We start from the raw sequence: 21277 nt of genomic DNA on the forward strand, positions 1-21277 counted from the left end.
AGGAAGCCAATGAGAACGGAACAACCGTTATGGGGCAGGGGCGTTATGGTCTCTCCCCAGCACTTCCAGCAACAGGCCGCGTATGCGGCCTGGTCCGCGGAATGCATTGCCCGATTGGGACTCTCCCATCCCTGGGGAATGATTGAGGCCACTTTCGAACCGGATGCGCTGAAACTGGGCCGCCTGCAGGCCCGTCATCTGCACATCCGTTTCCCCGATGGCACGCTTATAGACACGGATAATGCCGACTCCCTGCCGCCGGTGCTGGCGCTTGAGGGCGAATCACATGAAGTGGTGGTGGTTCTGGCGCTGCCGCTACTGCGGGCAAATGGCGGCAACTGCCTTAAACCTGATGAAGTGGCCGAGCGCCCTGTGCGTTATCGCCAGCACTGGCGGGATGTCCGCAATACCTTTGGGGACGATACCCGCCAGATTGCGGTGATGCAGCCCGAGCTGACGCTGCGTTTCGCCCATCAGAACAACAGTGATTACCTGACCTGTCCGGTCGCCCGTCTGCAGCAGGATTCGCAGGGGAGCTGGGCACTCGATGAAACCTTTCTTCCGCCACTGCTGGCTCTGCAGGGCAGTCGCTGGCTGGTGACCCAGCTGGAACAGCTGATGACGCAACTGCGTGCCCGTCTGAGTCGCCTGATGGACATGCGTCGCGAAAGTAACGAGCGCATGGCGGATTTTGCCGTGGCAGATGTGTCTCTGTTCTGGCTGCTCAATGCCCTGAACAGCGCAGAACCCGTGCTCGGGCAGTTTCAGCATTACCCGCAAAGTCCACCGGAGCGTCTGTACCCGGAGCTGGCACGCCTTGCGGGCAGCCTGCTGACCTTCTCGCTGGAACACCAGGTGAGTGCCATTCCTGTCTGGCAGCATGAGCAGCTGAATAACGTCTTCCCGCCACTCTTTGACCTGCTGGGCGACCTGCTGGAAGCCAGCCTGCCGTCGCGGGTGGTAGCGATCGAGCTTGAGCATGATGCCCGGCTTCACTTCTGGCAGGCCCGTCTGCATGACCCACGTCTGCGCGAAGGGGCGGATTACTACCTCTCCGTACGTTCACCGATGCCGGTGGCACAGCTGCAGGAGCAGTTCCCGCGCCAGTGCAAGGTCGGCAGTCCGGATCATGTCAGGAGTATCGTCAATTCTTCACGGGTGGGTGTGCCGCTGACGCCGCTGCGTCACGTGCCGGCCGCCATTCCACTGCGTCTGGAAAACCAGTATTTCAGCCTCGATGTCTCTCATCCTCTTGCCAGCGAAATGCTTCAGGGCGGCACCTGTATGTTTTACGTTCCGGGCATGCTCGGCGAGCCTGAACTTGAACTCTTTGCGGTACTGAGAACATGAGTGAGCGCAAACGCGGCCCGGCCGCGTCCATTGATATTGATGCCCTGCTGCAGGACACTTGGCTGCAGGTGATAAGCCTGCGTCACGGTCCGACGTTTCAGGATGGAGAAGGGCGCACGTTGTGGGAACGCTGCATTGCTGATGTTGAGCGTGTGCAGCGTGAGCTGAAAGCGAGCGAACTCGATGAAGCCATCTGTCAGCATATTCTCACTGCACAGTGTGCGCTGCTTGATGAAGCCGTCAAAGGTCGCGGTGTGGAGGATGATGCCTGCGTGCAGTGGTATGACATTCCCCTGCAGGGACACTTCCTCGGCACCATGGACGCCGGTGATACGCTGTGCGATCGGATGCGCGATGTGCTGCGCGAACCGGCGCCTGACCTCGCCATTGTGACCTGCTTTCAGCGGGTCATGATGCTGGGTTTCCTCGGCAGTTTCCGTTCTCTGAACGACCCGGAGCGCCAGAAACTCATCAACGCACTCAGTGAATATGTCGCGCCGTTCAGCTATCCACAAACCCATCCTGTCCTGGCGGAAAGTCGTACCGGGCGTGGAATGGGCGGCTGGCTGGCGTCATGGCCCGTGCGAATTGGCCTGAGCGTGGTGGTGGTTGCTGCGCTGTGGTGGGGACTGAGCCACTGGCTGGATCAGACACTGCTGACCTTGCTGCCGGGAGCCGTGAAATGAGTCCCGCACAACAGCGCGGGCTTGCGCTGTGGGCCGCCCTGCTGAGTGCTGTGGTCTGCATGGGTTTCCTGCCGGGCAACCGCTTGGTTTCTGTGCTCGCTCTGCTGGCGTTGCTGGGGCTAATCCTGGTGCTCTGGACTGTCGCCTTTCGTCGTTCGGGGCATGACGCCACCCTGCGTCTGGATGACCTCCCTGAAGCCACTTACCGTCAGCCCGTGGTGCTGGTCTGTGGCGATCTGCCGCTGGCATGTATGCAGCAGTCACCGGTGCTCACTGTCACGCAGGGATGCTGGATCCGCGTGGAGGATCATCAGGATCTGGAGCAGGTTGCTCGCCAGGTACTGGAGTTGCGCCCTGACTGGGGTTGTCAGCTGTCGGTGATGGTCAGCGTCTGTCCTCAGAAACACATCGATAGCGAAGTCCTGACAAGTCGTCTGCTGGCTTTGCGTTGGCAAATCAGCCGATTGCGAAAAGAAACAAGTCATTCTGTGCCGCTGGTTCTGAATGGTCAGGTTGGCAGTGCGATGACGAATGACATGTTGTGGCAGGCGGCTATCCCTGGGGAAGGGGTGAGGGTCTGGCGTGAGTCTTCTGCACCTGCCTCAATCGCGGCATGGGTCACCACCGGCGGGGCGCCTTCGATGCAGCAACAGGTGCTGATGAACAGCCTGATGAGCTGGTTCCATCAGCATGTCCAGGCTGTCTTTATGGATGAGAACCCCGACGTTCCTGTCATTGCACCTACAGCGGTGCTGTGGGGAATGGGGCCGATCCTTGCCGGGAGTCTGGCCACATCTGCCTGGACTGCATGGCTTTGCCGTCACACTGCGATGCAGCAGGTGGCGGGCTGGCAGCCGGTTGGAACGGACAGTACGGTTATCTCCCCCTTCCCGGATTTTATCCTGCCACTGCTGCCCGAAGGGCGAGGCCTGACGCCACGTGGGCGAACCTTCCGTTGTGCTCTCGGGATTTTCACGCTGGCGGCCATTGCTGCGCTGCTCAGCAGTGGCTGGAACAATCACCAGTTGCTGCAGCGTGTGAGCTTCGATATTGCCCGCTATGACCGTATCCCGATGCATGATTTCGGACCCAAAGCCGATGCCGTTGCTGTCCTGCGTGACGATGCGGCAGAGCTGGATGACCGGGCGCGCAATGGCGTACCGGCGCGTATGGGCCTTGGTCTGTATCAGGGGGAGCGTCTGCGAATGCCTGTGCTGGATGCGATCCGTTCGTACGTGCCTCCACCGCCACCACCTAAACCACAGCCGAAACCTGAACCGGTACCGAAAATTGTCCGCCTCGACAGCATGTCGCTGTTCGATTCCGGCAAATCCGTGCTGAAGGCTGGCTCCACCAAATGGCTTGTCAACTCACTGGTCGGTATCAAAGCGAAGCCAGGCTGGCTGATTGTGGTCGCCGGGCATACCGACAACACCGGCAATCCAAAACTTAACCAGACGCTTTCACTCAGGCGTGCCGAAGCGGTGCGCAACTGGATGCGTGATACCGGTGATGTACCGGAAAGCTGTTTTGCGGTGCAGGGCTATGGCGAGAGCCGTCCGATCGCAACCAATGACACCCCGGATGGGCGCGCGCTCAACCGCCGTGTCGAAATCAGTCTGGTACCGCAGGCCAATGCCTGTCAGATACCGGGCCACACCCAGGCGTCATCGCAGGATGATGGCGCATCACAACACAATGGAGAGTAATTCCATGGCAATTCCTGTTTATCTTTGGCTGAAAGACGACGGCGGCGCGGACATCAAAGGTTCTGTGGACGTTCAGGATCGTGAAGGCAGCATCGAAGTTGTCGCTCAGGAGCATAACCTGTACATCCCGACTGACAACAACACCGGCAAGCTGACCGGTACCCGTATCCACACCCCGTTCCTGTTCACCAAGGAAATCGACTCGTCCAGCCCGTACCTGTACAAGGCTGTGACCACCGGTCAGACCCTCAAGTCTGCGGAATTCAAGTGGTACAAAATCAACGACGCGGGCCAGGAAGTGGAGTACTTCAACACCAAACTGGAAAACGTGAAAGTGGTGAAAGTGAATCCTGAAATGTATGACATCAAGGATCCTTCTAAAGAGAAGCACAACCACCTTGAGCGCATTGAACTGCGTTACGAAAAAATCACCTGGACCTACAAAGACGGCAACATCATTCATTCCGATTCCTGGAACGAACGCGCCACCGCGTAAGCCCGATGCGGACGGGGTTTCCTGTCCGCAGTTTTTTGCTGAGTGCCTGTATGAAACGGGCTTTCAGCAAAGAAACCCACAAACTGCCAGCCCGACCGTATGCGCTTTGGTCCCCTTCACGGGAAACAGCGATGGGCGGTAGCGTGTCCAGGAACCGACAAAGAGAGAGATTCATGGAAAATCCAGCCATCCTGTTGCGACGTCTGAACCCTTACTGTGCCCGTGCGATGGAAGGGGCGGCTTCGCTCTGCCAGACCCGTGCCCATGCGGAAATTTTGCCGGAGCACTGGCTGCTGAAGCTGCTCGAACAGGGGGAAGGTGACCTGACAGTGCTGGCACGCCGCTACGAGTGGGATATGGATGCACTGTGGCAGGATTTGCTCGGCTGGCTGGATAATCAACCGCGTTCGGTACGCCGCCGCCCGCAGCTGTCCGCAGATATTCAGAAACTGATGCAGGAAGCCTGGATGCAGGCCTCACTTGCCGGAGAGGAAAATATCCGCAGTGTACACCTGCTGATGGCGCTGACGGAAAACCCACGACTTGCTCACTGCGACGGTCTGTGGCCACTGCTGACGCTCGGGATGAGCCAACTCTCCCGCCTGCGTCCGCTGCTGAATGCACAATCTGATGAACGCCCGGAGCTGCAGTTTGAGGCTGAACTGGCCCAGGAGCATGGCAGTGACGTGGAGTTTGTTGGCCGTCCGGTGGGTGCAGAACTGAAAGAGGGGGAACTGACCCCGGCCCTGCAGAATGCGCTGGATAAATTCACGCTCGATGTCACCGCCAAAGCCAGAGAAGGCAAAATCGATCCGGTCTTTGGTCGTGATACTGAAATTCGTCAGATGGTGGACATTCTCTCGCGCCGTCGCAAGAACAACCCAATTCTGGTCGGTGAACCGGGCGTCGGTAAAACTGCGCTGGTCGAAGGTCTGGCGCTGCGTATTGCAGAGGGCAACGTGCCTGAATCGCTCAAGCCAGTCATCCTGCGTATCCTTGACCTCGGCCTGCTGCAGGCGGGTGCAGGGGTTAAGGGTGAATTTGAACAGCGCCTGAAAAACGTCATCGATGCTGTACAGCAGTCGCCCACCCCGATTTTGCTGTTTATCGACGAAGCCCACACCATTATCGGTGCAGGTAACCAGGCAGGTGGCGCAGATGCGGCCAATCTGCTGAAACCGGCACTGGCGCGCGGCGAACTGCGTACCATCGCCGCGACCACCTGGAGCGAGTACAAACAGTACTTCGAGCGCGATGCCGCGCTGGAACGTCGCTTCCAGATGGTGAAGGTCGACGAGCCGGACGACGACACCGCGTGTCTGATGCTGCGTGGCCTCAAATCCCGCTATGCCGAACACCACAACGTCCATATCACCGATGATGCGGTACGTGCTGCCGTCACGCTGTCCCGCCGCTATCTGACCGGACGCCAGCTGCCGGACAAGGCCGTTGACCTGCTGGATACCGCCGCGGCACGTGTGCGCATGAGCCTTGATACCGTGCCGGAACAGATTGTGCGCCTGAAAGCACAATTGACCGCGCTGGAACTGGAAGAACAGGCACTGCTGGAAGATATCGCCGCCGGCAGCAACCGCCATGGTGACTGCCTGGGTGCCATTGAGCAGCAGCGGACTGAACTGGAAGCGCGTATTGCGGAGCAGGAATCGCGTTTCAGCACTGAAAAGGCGCTGGCGCAGCAGCTGATGACCAGCCGCCAGGACATCAGCCAGCAGGCGGAGATTTCCGACCTGCAGCAGCAGCTCGAACAGGCACAACAGGGCGACGTGCTGGTTCAGGTGGATGTGGACACCCGCACGGTTGCCAACGTGATTGCCGACTGGACCGGCGTGCCGCTCTCTTCCCTGATGAAAGACGAACAGACCGAACTGCTGACCCTGGAAAATGAAATCGGCCAGCGTGTCGTCGGTCAGGATGTTTCTCTTGAGGCTATCGCCCAGCGCCTGCGCGCGGCCAAAACCGGGCTGACGTCCGAGAACGGCCCGCAGGGTGTGTTCCTGCTGGTCGGCCCGAGCGGCGTCGGTAAGACCGAAACCGCACTGGCGCTGGCGGACGTGCTGTATGGCGGTGAAAAATCGCTGATTACCATCAACCTGTCCGAGTACCAGGAGCCGCACACTGTTTCCCAGCTCAAAGGTTCCCCGCCGGGCTACGTCGGCTACGGTCAGGGCGGTATTCTCACCGAAGCCGTGCGCAAGCGCCCGTACAGCGTGGTGCTGCTGGATGAAGTGGAGAAAGCTCACCGCGACGTGATGAACCTGTTCTATCAGGTCTTTGACCGCGGCTTTATGCGCGACGGCGAAGGGCGTGAAATTGACTTCCGTAACACCGTTATTCTGATGACCTCGAACCTCGGCAGCGACCACCTGATGCAGTTGCTTGATGAGCAGCCGGAAGCCACCGAGGCAGATCTGCACGAACTGCTGCGTCCGATATTGCGTGACCACTTCCAGCCGGCGCTGCTGGCCCGCTTCCAGACCGTAATTTACCGCCCACTGGCAGAAGCAGCCATGCGTACCATCGTGGAGATGAAACTCGCGCAGGTCAGCAAGCGCTTACATCGCCACTACGGCCTGAGCACGCACATTGATGAAAACCTGTATGACGCGCTGACTGTCGCCTGCCTGCTGCCGGACACCGGTGCACGTAACGTCGACAGTCTGCTCAATCAACAAATTCTGCCGGTGCTGAGTCAACAGCTGCTGACCCACATGGCTGTGAAACAGAAACCACAGTCGCTATGCCTTAGCTGGAGTGAGGAAGAGGGTATCGGGCTGGAGTTTGACCGTACACAAGGAGTGCACGCATGAGCAACAATCCCCCGATCAGATTCAGCCACAACCATCACCAGTTGTCAGTGAAGGGATGTGACGCAGAGCTCGATGTACTGGCGTTTGAAGGCGATGAAGCTCTGAGCACGCCGTTCAGTTACCGTATTGAATTCACAAGCGCTGACCATGCCATCAGCAAAGAAATGATGCTGGTGAAAGCAGCCTCCCTGACGCTGCAGGCCCCGGTGGACCAGGGTTACGGCATCAAAATGCAGCAGGCCGCGCGAACTCTTCAGGGAGTGGTGAGCGGCTTTGAACGTCTCAACACCTCAAAAGATGAAACCCATTATGCCCTGACGCTGCAGCCACGCCTGGCGCTGCTCGATCGTTCGCACCAGAACGCCATTTATCAGGACATGTCGGTCCCACAAATCGTTGAAAAAATTCTGCGCGAGCGTCACAACATGCGCGGTCAGGATTTTCTGTTCTCACTCTCAAAAGAGTACCCGCGTCGTGAACAGGTGATGCAGTACGGCGAGGATGACCTGCACTTTATTACCCGCCTGCTGGGTGAGGTCGGTATCTGGTTCCGCTTTACCACTGATACGCGCCTGAACATCGACGTGGTGGAGTTTTACGACGGTCAGGAGGGGTATGAAAAAGGCCTGACGCTGCCCTCTGTTCCGCCATCAGGACAGCATTCGGACGGTGTGGACTCGGTATGGGGCATGGAGAGCCATCATAACGTGGTGCAAAAGCAGGTCAGCACCCGTGATTACAACTACCGCCAGGCCACGGATGACATGAACACCCAGGTCGATGCGACCCGCGGGGATGCCACCACCTACGGTGATGCCTATCACTATGCGGATAACTATCTGACACCGGGTAGTACCTATGACCGCAATCCGGCCCCGGAGTCCGGGGCCTTTTTTGCCCGCATTCGTCATGAGCGTTATCTGAATGGCCAGACGCAGACCCGCGCCATCACCAGCTGCCCGACCCTCTCTCCGGGTCAGGTAATGAAAGTCACCGGTGGGTACGAAGTGGCAGATGTGTTTGCTCAGGGCGTGGTCGTCACGGCGATGCACAGCCATGCGAGACGGGATGAAGACTTTGGCGTCAACTTCGACGGCATCCCGGACAGCACTGATTTTAGTTTCCGTCCTGAGCCTGGCTCACGTCCGGTGATGGCCGGCACATTGCCGGCACGCGTCACGAGCACCACCGAGAACGACACCTACGGCCACATCGATAAAGACGGCCGCTATCGCGTCAACATGCTGTTTGACCGTGATAACTGGGAAACCGGGTTCGAGAGCCTGTGGGTGCGCCAGTCCCGTCCGTATGCCGGTGACACCTACGGTCTGCATCTGCCGCTGCTGGCAGGCACCGAAGTGGCGATTGGTTTCGAGGACGGTAACCCGGACAGACCGTACATTTCTGGCGTACTTCACGACTCGGCGCACGGTGACCATGTCACTATCCGAAACTACAAACGTAACGTCTTGCGCACCCCGGCGAACAACAAAATCCGCCTTGATGACAGCCGCGACCAGGAGCATATCAAGGTCTCCACGGAGTACGGCGGCAAGAGTCAGCTGAATCTCGGACATTTAGTGGATGCTGAGAAGCAGAAGCGCGGTGAGGGTTTTGAGCTCAGAACCGACAGCTGGGGAGCCATCCGGGCACAGAAAGGGATGTTCATCAGCGCTGATGGCCAGACGAAAGCACAGGGTCAGGTGCTGGAGATGCAGCCAGCGGTCAGCAATCTGGGTGATGCCCGGGAGCAGATGACGTCTATCTCGGATGATGCGCAGAAGGCAACCGCGAACCCGGCCGATCTCCAGGCGCAAATCAAACTGCTGGAACAGCAGCTGACAGACCTCAAAAAATCAGTGCTGCTGCTCAGTGCACCGGATGGAATGGCGCTGACCAGCGGACAACATCTGCAGGTATCAGCCGGGCAGAACCTGATAGCTACGGCCGGTAAAAATGCCGACGTCAGCGTGGTGAAAAATCTGTTCGTCGGGGTAGGTAATGCCCTGAGCGTGTTTGTTCGTAAGCTGGGGATCAAGCTCATCGCGAACCAGGGGCCGGTGCAGGTACAGGCGCAGAACGACCTGATGGCTCTGCTTGCTCGTAAGGAAATTAGTATCGTCAGTACTGAAGATGAAATCAAAATCATCGCGAAGAAGAAGCTGACCCTGAATGGTGGAGGAAGCTACATCACTTTAGATGGTAATGCTATTGAATCAGCCACGTTGGGTGAGTACAGAACAAAAGCAGGGCATTATGGACGAAAGGATAAAGCCAATAATAAAGAAGCTGTGCCTGCATTAACTCCAGAGCAAAATACTCCATCTGGCAAGTTTACATTTTCATAAAGGATTTAAACATGATTATTAGTCCTCCATATTTAAGGCCTCATTCCAAAAATGAAAGTGATGAAGGATGGGTGGGCAAAATGATGCCCGTTGATGTTAGTCGTGGGTTTCCGATTAATGGGAAAGAATCATGGCACGGCGGCGTACATATAAAACATAATGATTCGAGTCATCCTCCAGAAATGTTACGTGCGATAGCTGATGGGACTATAGTGTTCATTAGAGAGCCTGCCGAAAAAGAAAAAACAAAGAAAGAACCTTTGAATTATAATGGTTATACGGATAATGGTTGTATTGTTATAAAACATGAAACTGAAATCGGTTCTGGGGAAAACGGTAAAATCACGTTTTTTTCAATGTATATGCATTTGAATTTCATATCGAATACACTTTCTGTTGGGGGAGTGGTCGGAAGAAAAGATTCATTAGGCACAACCGGCATGGTCGATGGCGTGAATGCTACACACGTGCAAATATACTGTGAAGACCAGTATATAGAAAAAATCACTGGAAGATCACAACCGCACCTTGATACATCAAAAAATGGAAGGGTTGATGTATGTTTTGGTGATATTCATTTCTACATTCCGTCAGGCACCTCTTTTTATAATGGCAAAAGCATAGATGGTGTTACTGTCGTTGACGAAAGTACACCAATATACACTAATAGTTCTGAGCTATTTGTAACTATCGAAACTAAAGGAGAGATGCGTGTAATAACCACTAGGCAGAATGCTAAAGAAGATGGGCAGTTTGATATCGTTGGCGAGCCTATTAATGATACCAGCGGTTTGAATGAAAACAATATGTATGAATATGCCCTTAAAGGGCATCCAGATTCCATTTCATCAGGCTATGAATTACTCAGGTTTGGCCGTGTTATAAATTCTGAAAGTAAGCCTTTGTCCGATAAAAGCAATAACTACTGGCTGAAGGTGAATTATCCTGGTGGGTGCGGTTTCATAAATGTCGCATCAGATTCGGTAAAAAAATATAGCGATGCGGATTTCCCCCATTGGCTGGGCTGGATTTTAGTAACAGATGATTCAGATATGGATAGCCAGTGCAATTCAAACATTGTACTAAATTCAAAAAATGAATGCAGAAGCCGATTAATTTGTCGATTCCCCTTTGAATGGGATCAAAATACGCTAGAGCAGCGACTTGGATGGTTGCAGGAGAAAAATGAAACTGTTGATCCTCCATTAGATAACGACTCTTGGGTTAAATTACTAGATCATGCTCGAGCTCTGTGCATAAGTGGTGATGTCCCTAAAAACAGGGTATGGCATTTTGACCCCAGAGCGTTTATTACATTATTTCGGAAATGTAATTGGCTTTCAGCAGAAGAATTAGAAAAGGTCTATCCAGATAACCTCTACCCTCTTAAGGCGTTGCAAAAGATAGGCACGTCTCCAAAGGAGGTTAGAGAAAAATATAGAGAGATCATCAACCGTTGCCTTGAAAAATACTTCATTACCACACCGACAAGAAAATCACATTTTTTTGGGCAGGGTGCAATTGAGTCAGGGATGTTATCGCTAATGATTGAAGGGGCAGCAAGTTTTTCACGAAATCCTACTCATTCAAGTTTTGCTTCTGAGATAAATGGGTACTATAACCCTCCGCCTGGAGGCTATCTTGATTATCTTAATGGACGACTTGGAAATATTGAGCCAGGAGATGGTCCGAAATTTAGAGGTCGGGGGATGAAACAGCTTACAGGCCGCGAAAATTATAGTAAATACTGGGGTTATAGGGGATGGATTGACTTAGAGAAATACCCTATGAACTATGAAGGATTTATAAATGGATGGTGGAGACCTGTTAATTTGAGCAAAGCTCCTGCTATTGACGACCCACAGCTTCTATCCATTTCCCCATACAACTGTATTGACGCTGGGGCGTGGTACTGGATTGCCGGTGCTCGTACCGCTGGTTTTCGTCCAATAAATGCGAAAATTGTGGAGTTTGATGTTTCACATGAACACTCCAAGGTTGTAACCAAAGCTATTAATGGTGCGTATACTGACGAAGAACGTCGTTGGAAAGAAACCACTAGAATCTCTCATATTTTGATGGACTAACTAATGAATCTTATTATTTCAACAATTGCCGGATTTTTTATTTCATTTAATGCATATGCATCAGGAGTTACATTAAATGGTACTGACTCAATAACCGTTGACATTAACAATCATACAAAGACTCTTAAGTTTGATACTGTTATCAATGGCTATAGTGTTAAATGTAGCGGTGATAAAATAATTCTCTGGGGTAAGCCGAAAATAATTAATGAGGGCAATCCTCAGGATACAAATGTGATTCTTGTAGATTTGGATCACAGATATAAAAAAATTGAAAAGAGTGTGAGTGAAGGTGTTTTTAGCATTGATTTTATAAAAGGAAAGGATCTCGCTTATATCGGAACCAATCAGGGGTTGTTTTTAAATCTTGCAAATGGAAATTTGAAGCCAGTTGGGTCAGAATTTGATCCTACGGATGATAATAACTTTGAAACGTGCAAGAAAAATAGCTCTTGGGAATTTAATAGATATCCTTAAGCCACAGCCCGTCTAAGCCCTGCTGGATAATTACTCAATATCCCTAATGATACTATCATGAAATATATTTTTTTCTTCCTGTGCATTTTTACAAAGATTGCAATTGGATGTGATAATTGCATTTTAGATGTTAATAATGGAAAAAAGCTTTCTGCAGAGATTTTGCTGGTTGATAATGATTCGTTGTTAGTATCCGTTTTAGATGCAGGTAAACAGGTTAATATAGAAAGAATTGATGTTTCATCTGATAAAAAAACCACATATCATTTGAAGATTACAACCATGATGGTTATAGGGATTTTAGTATTTGGCACATGGATGAGGGGATGGGAACTTATAAAATATATAGGTTATTTGTCTTTTTCCCTGGTGATAAACAATTCAAAGAGATAAAGCCATCATGCGGGGATGAGTTTGTCAATATCAGAGTTGAGAGGGATAGTATGGTTAATGTTATTTATGACGGCAATACCCACAAATCATGCTATATTCGACTCAAAACGCTTGAGGAAATTAAATATTAGTATAGATGGCTGAGGGTCGGTGATTACTGTTAACTGGAAGGGGTGAATCATGAAATGGACAATCAATTATTCTTTCACATTTAGCAGGTCGATATCAAACTCGATTTCGTGTGGTCTATTGATTATTTTGCCGGCAACTTATTGCCTTGCTAATGATAACGCTGACAAAGAATCTGTATCAATGTGTGCTGTGATTCCCATTGATGCTATTTCTGATGTTTATCAAAGCATGAGTGCTAAAGCGAGTGAAGATAATTCTTACCTCCTTGTAACAAGTGCCAGTGAAGCAAATTATTCTTGGGGTGACGACAGGTTAGCTATCGATGGGCATGCATATATTTTTAATGGCGCCCTTTTAAAATTAGATTCCTTGACCATATATAGTATGGAAAATGGCAACCAAACTGACGAAGTTATATATTTAAGTAAATCTAATCGCGGGGTTGGAGGGGGGGGGTTATCGTGATTTTGCTAAAGATGGATCGCCTGATGTAAGTGCTATGTATATTAGTAATATAGGTCACGTTAGCCATTTTAATGTAACTGTAAGCCCTGAATGCCTGAACCACTTCCCTAAAAGGGTTTTGTCCAAGGTTTCTACTGAGTAGACGCTTTGGCAACTCATTATTGACTGATTTTTATTGCGATGAGCATTACTCATAATCAAAAAATTCGTTTGTGGTATTTTCATATCGAGATAATTAATGTTGTATTCCCTTAAACATCTTCCTGATTGTTATCCACGTCCAGATCATCCAAAAGTATCGCGCTGGTTTGCCGTCCTGGCAGCAATGTTGGTCATTAGCGTGATCCTCATGCGCATATTCGGACGCTACATTGATACCCGGCACTTTTGGTTAATTGCCATAGGCACACCCGTCGTTATATGGACTGTTAGTTTCATTATTCGCATGTGGGCGTGGTCATTACAAGACAGTAAAGCGAATGGTTTTGACCGACGTCGGGAGCAATGGATCTTAGGTGAGACCCGTAGGGCACGTCGTGCGCTTCAGGTGTTGAATACGACATTTATTACGGCCCATCTGGCAAATGAACAAGTTTCTGTTGCAGTTGAAATGCTCAATAACCACAGCATTATCATTTCGCAGTCGGACTGGAATGGCGAAGAAAGCCGGAGGCTGAGCCGTATCCTGACAGAACCGGAAGATACTCCTGGATTGGTTATCTCACGCCTGTTTTCAGAGCTGATTGCTGAACTTCCAGTTCACCAGTTTCCGGAGACCGCTTCGCTTGTTGTCATCCTCGATGTCTCGTCATCTCTGTCATTCCCTGCTATCAGAGATATCTGGCAGGAAGCCTGGCAGGAGAGTGGCATAGCCTGCTCGCTTGAATACACAGACAGCAATGGGCCGGGGGTAGTCAACCACTGGCTGGATCACCGCATTAAAGATGATGCGATGTTATTGATTGTTGGCCTCCAGATTGATCCGGTTGTTTCAAACAATACTGCTGAAGCTGCCGTTGCTCTGCTTCTTGGTAATCGCCTGACCCAGGAAACACTCGAACCTCTCGCGCTGCTGCACCGACCAGATGCTGCTCCAACCGGTGAGCTGAGGGAGGGGATGAACATGGCCGCCTATAACGTCCCTCTCAAAGAAAGCATCGTCAAAAATTTATGGCTTGCCGGGCTGACAGGTGAGCAGCGTGCAGAAGTTATTGAGTGCCAGAATGTGCACCCTGCGCAGTCTGTAGAGGACGAGGCCGTCATTTCGCTCGATACATCTATGGGACATGCCGGTGCCGCGGCCCCCTGGCTGGCTATCGCTGCCGCCACCGAAATCGCCCGACAAACTCAGTTACCACAGATGATTATTTGCGGTGATACCACACAGAATGTGCTGTGGAGCACGCTCATTACCCCGATTGCTTCCCGACAGGAGATGGATCCGTGAAGCTACCTTTAGCACCGAAGACTACGGAAGGCCGCTATCTTGCTGTCGCATTGATTTTCTTTTTGCTGTTAGCCGTTATGACTTTCATGGTCTGGAAGCATCCGGATATAGCCGGGATTGAAGACGGAAGTCAGCAGCAAATTTACTGGCTTATTGCCGGCGGATGTATTTCAGGCTGCGCCCTTATCGTATCCGTAGTGCTTCTGGCGGCGGTATGCAATGCCGGCAAACAGGAGTTTAATTCGCTTGTCGACAACACCAACGGTGATGATGAGAAAAAGAAGCGGGAAAATGATAAAGCGCCTGTTCACCCTGCGGTGGTCATGTGTAACAAGATCCGGGGACATCTCCGCTCCCGTATTGGCCTTTACTGGCGTCGTAAAACCCGTCTGCTGTTAATCACTGGCGATGAGGCGGCAATCGAACTGCTGGTACCTGGCCTGCAGGAAAACCAGTGGCTTGAAGGTAACCGTACCGTTCTGATTTATGGCGGCAGTCTGACTGCTGAGCCCGATAAGGAAAAATACGCCGCGCTGCGTAAACTGCGTCGCGGGCGTCCACTGGACGGTATTGTCCGCGTCATGCCGCAGTCGCTTAATCTGACCCCACAAATCAGTGACAACGATTTACGCGGACTGGAAAAAATCAGCGAACTGCTCCGTTATTCCGCCCCGGTCTGGCTGTGGCAGCTGTGCGACAGCACCTGGTCGCAGGCAAAACGTACTGAGCAGCCGGTCGGGGCCAGTTTCCCACTGCGTGCTAAGCCCGACGATATTACCCGCCAGCTTGAGCTGATGCTGCCGGCCCTGCGAACGCAGGGCGTGAGTCAAGTCGCTGAGAACAATGGCCACGACTTCCTGCTGCGCCTGGGCCAGCACCTTAAAGACGGCGGCATCGCCCGCTGGGCTCAGCAACTGGTGCCATGGCTGGCTGCCTCTCAGCAGCGCGTTCCGCTGCGAGGCCTGATGTTCAGCCTGCCGGAGAATAAACCCGCCGCTACCGCAGGAGAAACAGCCGGTGCTTCACCTGCCGACACTGAGAAATATATCCCGGAATCACAACGCCATGCGCTGACCCTGCCGATAACCTGGCAGGGCATTGTGGATGACTGTACCCGCGTGCGTGGCCGCCGTGTCGGTATGGCGTGGGAACAGACGCTGGCCTGGACGCTGATGGCCATTATCGGTGTCTGGGGGGCGGGGACGCTGCTGTCGTTTGCGGTCAACCGCCTGCAGATTGTCTCTGTGGCGCAGCAGGCGCATGCTCTGGTGGAGCATCCCTCCGTATCGGATTATCAGCTGACGGCTCTGCATACGCTGCGTAATGACGCCGGCCGCCTGCAGCACCGAATTCAGGAAGGCGCGCCATGGTATCAGCGCTTCGGTCTGGACCATAATCAGCAACTGCTCGACGCGATGCTGCCCTGGTACGGCGTGGCGAACAACCGCCTGATCCGCGACCCGGCAAATGCCGCCCTGACGCAGAAGCTCAGCGAGCTGGCAGGCTCCGCTCCCGGCAGCGACCAGCGTGCACAGCTGGCGAAGCCGGGCTATGACCAGCTGAAGGCCTGGCTGATGATGGCCCGTCCGGATGAAGCCGATGGTGTGTATTACGCTCAGACCATGAAAGCCGTGCAGCCGACGCGGATGGGCATTTCAACCGGCCTGTGGCAAAGCATGTCACCGGATTTGTGGGCCTTCTACATTTCCGAACTGCCAAAACAGCCACAGTGGAAAATCACGCCGGATGCGCAGCTGGTGAGCCAGAGCCGTCAGGTGTTGTTGCAGCAAATCGGGCGGCGTAATGCTGAAAGCACTCTGTATGAGAACATGCTCAAATCCGTGCGTCGTAACTTCGCCGATGTGTCTCTGGAAGACATGACCGGCGGTACCGATGCGCGGCGACTGTTCACCACCGAGGAAGTGGTGCCCGGCATGTTTACCCGCCAGGCGTGGGAAGGGGGCATTCAGCAGGCTATCGAAAAGGCCGCAAATTCCCGCCGGGATGAAATTGACTGGGTGCTGAGCGACAGCCGGAAAGCTGTTTCCTCAGACCTGTCGCCGGAAGCCCTGAAAGCACGTCTGACGCAACGTTACTTCACCGACTTTGCCGGCAGCTGGCTGAGCTTCCTCAACAGCCTGCACTGGAATCCGGCAAACAACATTGCTGATGTGACTGACCAGCTGACGCTGATGAGTGATGTCCGTCAGTCGCCACTGATTGCCCTGATGAATACCCTCGCCTGGCAGGGGCAGACCGGCCAGCAAAGCGAAGGCCTTTCGGATTCCATCATCAAATCGGCTAAAGATCTCGTAGGCGGGAAAGACAAACCTGCGATTGACCAGTCTGCGTCAGGGCCGCAGGGACCGCTCGATGAAACCTTTGGTCCACTGCTGACGCTGATGGGGAAAAATAAAGGCAGCAACGTCATGTCGGCTGACAATTCCCTGAGCCTGCAGACCTACCTGACCCGCATCACCCGCGTGCGTCTGCGTCTGCAACAGGTAGCCAGTGCTTCTGATCCGCAGGAGATGATGCAGACCCTGGCGCAGACCGTATTCCAGGGCAAAAGTGTGGATCTGACCGACACCCAACAGTACGGCAGTCTGATTTCGGCAAGCCTTGGCGAAGAGTGGAGCGGTTTTGGCAGCACGATGTTTGTGCAGCCACTGACCCAGGCCTGGGAGACGGTGCTTCAGCCTTCGGCGGCGAGTCTGAATGACAAATGGAGCCGGTCGGTTGTGGCGAACTGGCACACCGCCTTTGACGGACGTTTCCCGTTTGCGGCGAGTAAAAATGATGCCTCCCTGCCAATGCTGGCCGAGTTTTTGCGCAACGACAGCGGACGTATTGAACGCTTCCTGACGACTGAGCTTAGCGGGGTGCTGCACAAAGAGGGCAGCCAGTGGGTACCGGATAAGGTCAACAGCCAGGGGCTGAGTTTTAACCCGGCTTTCCTGCGGGCGATTAATCAACTGAGCCAGCTGTCGGACATTCTGTTCACCGACGGAAGCCAGGGCATCAGCTTTGAGCTGCAGGCGCGCCCTGTGCCGCAGGTTGTCGAAACACAGCTGACCATTGATGGCCAGCCGTTGCACTACTTCAATCAGATGGCTGACTGGCAGAGCTTCCGCTGGCCGGGAGAGACTTACAAGCCGGGGACGATGCTGACCTGGACTACAGTCAACGCCGGTGCGCGCCTGTTCGGGGATTACAGCGGGACCTGGGGCTTTATTCGCTGGCTGGACCAGGGCAAGCGCCAGCAGCTTGACCGCAGCCAGTGGATGATGAGCTTCACTGCCCCGGACGGTCGCACCCTGCAGTGGGTATTGCGCTCACAACTCGGAAAAGGTCCGCTGGCGCTGCTGGATCTGCGCGGTTTCACGCTGCCGGATCAGATATTCAATGTCGACAGCGCAGCCACGGCTCAGGCGCTGATGGCCAGCGCCGGAAAAAGTGACATGGATGGAGTCGAATAATGAGCACACTGCAGAATCTGGTTTTGGCCTGTCAGGCTGACGACACGCAGGTGCGGCAACAGGCGCAGACACGCACGGAAAACTGGCAGGCCTGGCTTGCTCCGGTAAGTGACACCAGTCCTGCCGGAGAAGACCCTGGCTATGACGACGATTTTCAGCGTATCCGGGAGGAGGTCAATAAGCTTTCCGGCATCGATACCGGGCTGATTTGCACGCTTGCCGAAAAACTGCTGACCAGCACTGCCAAAGATATCCGGATCGCCACCTACTACTGCTGGGCGCGTTTGCATCAGGACGGGGAAACCGGATTTGCCGAAGGGCTTGAACTGCTGGCGGGATTGCTACAGCGCTATGGAACGCAGCTTCATCCTCAGCGTGAGCGGAGCCGTAAACCGGCGCTGGAGTGGCTCGCAGGCTCCCGTGTGCTGGACAGCCTGTCACTCTGGCCGGAAGTGGTACGCGACGATGCACTGCGCACTGCCGGTGCGCTGCTGCTTATTCGCGACAGTCAGGAGACTGAGCCGGAAGCGTCACGCCCAGAGCTGAATGCTTTGTACAGCGCGCTGGAATCTCGCCTGATGAAAGCCGGTGGTGTGGATGCTGTGGTGCCACAGAACGCCGGTAACAAGGCACAGTCACAGACCTCCACGCACATGACGGAGCCTGACGCGCCAGTTTTGAGTCGCATTACCTCCGGTCAGGATTTGCTGGCCCAGGCCCGTACACTGACAGGATATTTGCGTGATCAACCCGATGGCTGGCTTGCCGCACACCGGCTGATGAAAAGCCTGCGTCATGACACACTGAGTGCTATTCCGGCACCGGATGCCGAGGGGAAAACGCGCATCGAACCGCCGCGCGCTGATCAGCGGGCCATGCTCAAACGCCTGTATCTGCAGCAGAGCTGGCTGGAGATACTGGAGCAGGCGGACAGCACCTTCTCGCGTGGCGCCAATCACCTCTGGCTGGATTTGCAGTGGTATATCCACCAGGCCCTGATGAAATCGGGACAGGATGTGCTGGCTGATATCATCGCCGCCGACCTGAAAGGGCTGCTGCGTCGCCTTACCGGGCTTGAAACCCTGGCCTTTAATGACGGTACGCCGTTTGCCGATGAGGTTACGCTGAACTGGATAAACCAGAGCGTGCTGGACGAGATGTCCGGCTGGCGGGATGAGCCAGTCAGTGCCGACAGTGGGGATAATAACGATATTCTGGCTCTTGAGCCGGAAGCGCTGGAGAAAGCGGACACTGACGGTCTGGACGCCACACTCCACTGGCTCCAGACGCGCCCGGGTGCGGATTCCGCGAAAGACAAATGGCTGCTGCGTTTGCTGATGGCCCGTGTGGCCGAGCAGAAAGGTAAGAATGAACTGGCGCTGCATTTGCTGGGTGAGCTCGATGGTGCGGCACAGTCAATCACCCTCACACAGTGGACTCCTGCACTGTTGTTTGAAGTGAAATCACGTCGCCTCAGACTGCTGCGCATGAAAGCCACGCGCAGTGAAACCGATAAATCACGACTTCAGCCCGAGATGGATTTGCTTCTGTCCGGTCTGATTGCGCTCGATCCGGCCAGCAGTGCAGTGCTTTGCGGATAACCCGGACAGAATTCAGCTAAAGGGGAAAATATGGCAGCAGAAGGCTTTTACCTGGTGCAGGGCGACAAGACGACCTGCGGCGGGAAAATCACCACGGGCGCAGAGGATCACACTCTGTTTGATAAACCTGCAGCCCGGGAACAGGACAGTGTGACATGTGGTAAACATGCCGGGCTATTCAAGATAGCCGGTGGCATCGACAACGATACCATTCATGACCGGCGAATGGCCGGAACCCTCGACAGCTACAGTACCTGCCCCTGCAAGGCGAAGTTTATTCCATCAATGATGGATGATACGTACGAGAAGAGCAGTGGATCTTCCTCTGGAGAATCGGCAGCAGGCTTTACAGCGGCTCCGACGCAGGCTTCTCCTGAATTGCCAGGTTATCTGACCGGTGAGCAAAAGCCGACAGGGTTTGTGCCTGATTATCCTGTGCTAATAAATACACATGATTTCCCTGATGAAAAGTTAAGATCACTAATGAGGCAAAATAACCAAGATCTGATGCTACTTACACTTCCAGAAGTGTTTGAAATACTATCATCCTGGGGAGCTTGGAAACATGGATGGGTTGATATTACCCAAAATGAACCAGCACAAATCGTCATCAATTATGGTTTAAATATAAAAGATGTTGTTACGACATCAATGCTTGTTAGCCAACTTGGAAGCTTTGGCATAAAGGCTACAGTGTATGTCAATCATAAGGGTACTGAACTGATAAAGATAAGTGGATATCCGGGGATTCGCAAGATTCTGAATGCACCAGTTTTTGCTGCAAAAAACCCTCAGATCGTAGATATAGGAATCGGTAAGTATGGGCTTGCCAAAACAATTATTGAAGGTGCCAGATTAACATTTTATGTGGCTGCAGCTTATCGAACTGTTGATTTCTTGATGAATGACGAGACATCTCTGGCCGAGTTTATTGGTAGTCTCGCAACAGATATGGTGAAGATTGGAATTGGTTCAGCGATAGTATGGGGTGTTGGATTGGTTTTGGTTACACCATGGATAGTTGCGAACCTGGCTATTGTTGTGGTTGTCGGTGCCGTTGCCTCAATTACTCTTAATGCTCTCGATGATAAATTCGGTTTTACAGACAAAATTGTTGCTTACATCGAGTCTGCGCAACAGGAATTCGCGAATAAAGCCAGAGAAAAAATTAAAGATACTGAAAGAGACTTGATTGATCTTGGCGCAATGTTCGCAGAGAGTATGCTCAAAAAGGGTAGAGAAGTTGTTGTTGAGCAGATTCAACGTTATATCAGAAATGATTTAATGAGTATCCAGCGGAGGTTGTATTGATGTTTGAAACAAAGGTTCGGCCTATTTTAGCCATGTTGCTCATACTGGGGTTGTGTAGTCTTTGTGTTTACCTTGGGAACGATACGTTTAATGAGTATTTTTCGTTTGGTGATAACATCGTTTTTTCGTGGTTGTCAGTTTCTTTTATCGCTTTACCTGTGGTAATGATCTTTCCATTTATATATTTCATTTTGCTTTTATTAAAAGGTAAAGAATATGCATTCAAAACGATGGATGCCTATGTGATATATTTAAAATGGGGTTGTATTGCTTTAGTAATTGTTGGGGTTATGTATTCAGTTTTTTACCCAACAGTTCTGGTAAAAAAAGGATATCTTCGGTGTAGTGGCATCCCGTCAGGATGGATGCCTGGAACGGCAACTCGTTATGTCCGTGATTCGTCTTTGTGCAATGTAAGTGACAAGTAAATACAATGTATCCTTTTAAACAACGAGTCATCGCATTTTG

At 52.9% G+C, this 21277-nt stretch carries 16 protein-coding genes; all 16 read left to right on the plus strand.

Features of this window, described 5'->3' with window-relative positions; all coding sequences use genetic code 11:
- Window positions 1-9: 9 nt before the first annotated feature.
- The 16 genes from tssK to EKN38_RS04260 all read left to right on the plus strand — a co-directional run bounded on the left by tssK (window position 10) and on the right by EKN38_RS04260 (window position 21237).
- On the plus strand, window positions 10-1350 hold the full coding sequence (tssK, locus tag EKN38_RS04190; RefSeq protein WP_126521709.1) for a type VI secretion system baseplate subunit TssK: 1341 nt from the start codon (window positions 10-12) through the stop codon (window positions 1348-1350).
- Window positions 1347-2036, plus strand: a complete 690-nt coding sequence (gene tssL, locus EKN38_RS04195) for a type VI secretion system protein TssL, short form (protein WP_126521711.1) — start codon at window positions 1347-1349, stop codon at window positions 2034-2036. Before tssK ends, tssL begins: the two co-directional genes overlap by 4 nt.
- A complete protein-coding gene (locus tag EKN38_RS04200; protein ID WP_126521713.1) occupies window positions 2033-3745 on the plus strand; it encodes an OmpA family protein in 1713 nt (570 codons plus the stop codon). Before tssL ends, EKN38_RS04200 begins: the two co-directional genes overlap by 4 nt.
- Window positions 3746-3749: 4 nt before the next feature.
- Complete coding sequence (hcp, locus tag EKN38_RS04205) at window positions 3750-4241, plus strand: type VI secretion system effector Hcp (RefSeq protein ID WP_024558534.1); 492 nt, start codon at window positions 3750-3752, stop codon at window positions 4239-4241.
- A gap of 173 nt (window positions 4242-4414) precedes the next feature.
- Complete coding sequence (gene tssH / locus EKN38_RS04210) at window positions 4415-7069, plus strand: type VI secretion system ATPase TssH (protein ID WP_126521715.1); 2655 nt, start codon at window positions 4415-4417, stop codon at window positions 7067-7069.
- Window positions 7066-9417, plus strand: coding sequence for a type VI secretion system Vgr family protein (locus EKN38_RS04215; protein WP_126521717.1), 2352 nt, complete (start codon window positions 7066-7068; stop codon window positions 9415-9417). Before tssH ends, EKN38_RS04215 begins: the two co-directional genes overlap by 4 nt.
- 11 nt (window positions 9418-9428) lie before the next feature.
- Complete coding sequence (locus EKN38_RS04220; protein ID WP_260480536.1) at window positions 9429-11504, plus strand: M23 family metallopeptidase; 2076 nt, start codon at window positions 9429-9431, stop codon at window positions 11502-11504.
- A gap of 3 nt (window positions 11505-11507) precedes the next feature.
- Window positions 11508-11981, plus strand: a complete 474-nt coding sequence (locus EKN38_RS04225; RefSeq protein ID WP_126521719.1) for a hypothetical protein — start codon at window positions 11508-11510, stop codon at window positions 11979-11981.
- Between the two features lie 57 nt (window positions 11982-12038).
- Window positions 12039-12374, plus strand: a complete 336-nt coding sequence (locus tag EKN38_RS25695) for a hypothetical protein (RefSeq protein WP_185812826.1) — start codon at window positions 12039-12041, stop codon at window positions 12372-12374.
- Entirely contained in the window at window positions 12296-12505 is a 210-nt protein-coding gene (locus EKN38_RS26200) for a hypothetical protein (RefSeq protein ID WP_409449466.1), read from the plus strand. Before EKN38_RS25695 ends, EKN38_RS26200 begins: the two co-directional genes overlap by 79 nt.
- 49 nt (window positions 12506-12554) lie before the next feature.
- Window positions 12555-12971: a hypothetical protein gene (locus EKN38_RS04235; RefSeq protein ID WP_126521721.1), complete on the plus strand. Its 417-nt coding sequence runs from the start codon at window positions 12555-12557 to the stop codon at window positions 12969-12971.
- 238 nt (window positions 12972-13209) lie between these two features.
- Entirely contained in the window at window positions 13210-14418 is a 1209-nt protein-coding gene (locus tag EKN38_RS04240) for a hypothetical protein (protein ID WP_126521723.1), read from the plus strand.
- Complete coding sequence (locus EKN38_RS04245) at window positions 14415-17897, plus strand: ImcF-related family protein (RefSeq protein ID WP_126521725.1); 3483 nt, start codon at window positions 14415-14417, stop codon at window positions 17895-17897. The genes EKN38_RS04240 and EKN38_RS04245 overlap by 4 nt, the downstream gene beginning before the upstream one ends.
- A complete protein-coding gene (tssA, locus tag EKN38_RS04250) occupies window positions 17897-19498 on the plus strand; it encodes a type VI secretion system protein TssA (RefSeq protein ID WP_126521727.1) in 1602 nt (533 codons plus the stop codon). The genes EKN38_RS04245 and tssA overlap by 1 nt, the downstream gene beginning before the upstream one ends.
- A 30-nt stretch (window positions 19499-19528) precedes the next feature.
- The gene (locus tag EKN38_RS04255) at window positions 19529-20809 is read left to right on the plus strand and encodes a PAAR domain-containing protein (RefSeq protein ID WP_126521728.1); all 1281 of its coding nucleotides are present in this window, start codon (window positions 19529-19531) and stop codon (window positions 20807-20809) included.
- Window positions 20809-21237 (plus strand): DUF1240 domain-containing protein, encoded by a 429-nt coding sequence (locus tag EKN38_RS04260; RefSeq protein ID WP_126521730.1) that lies wholly within the window; start codon window positions 20809-20811, stop codon window positions 21235-21237. The genes EKN38_RS04255 and EKN38_RS04260 overlap by 1 nt, the downstream gene beginning before the upstream one ends.
- Window positions 21238-21277: the final 40 nt, after the last annotated feature.

This window comes from Enterobacter sp. WCHEn045836 (assembly GCF_003965585.1).
GTDB lineage: Bacteria > Pseudomonadota > Gammaproteobacteria > Enterobacterales > Enterobacteriaceae > Enterobacter > Enterobacter dissolvens.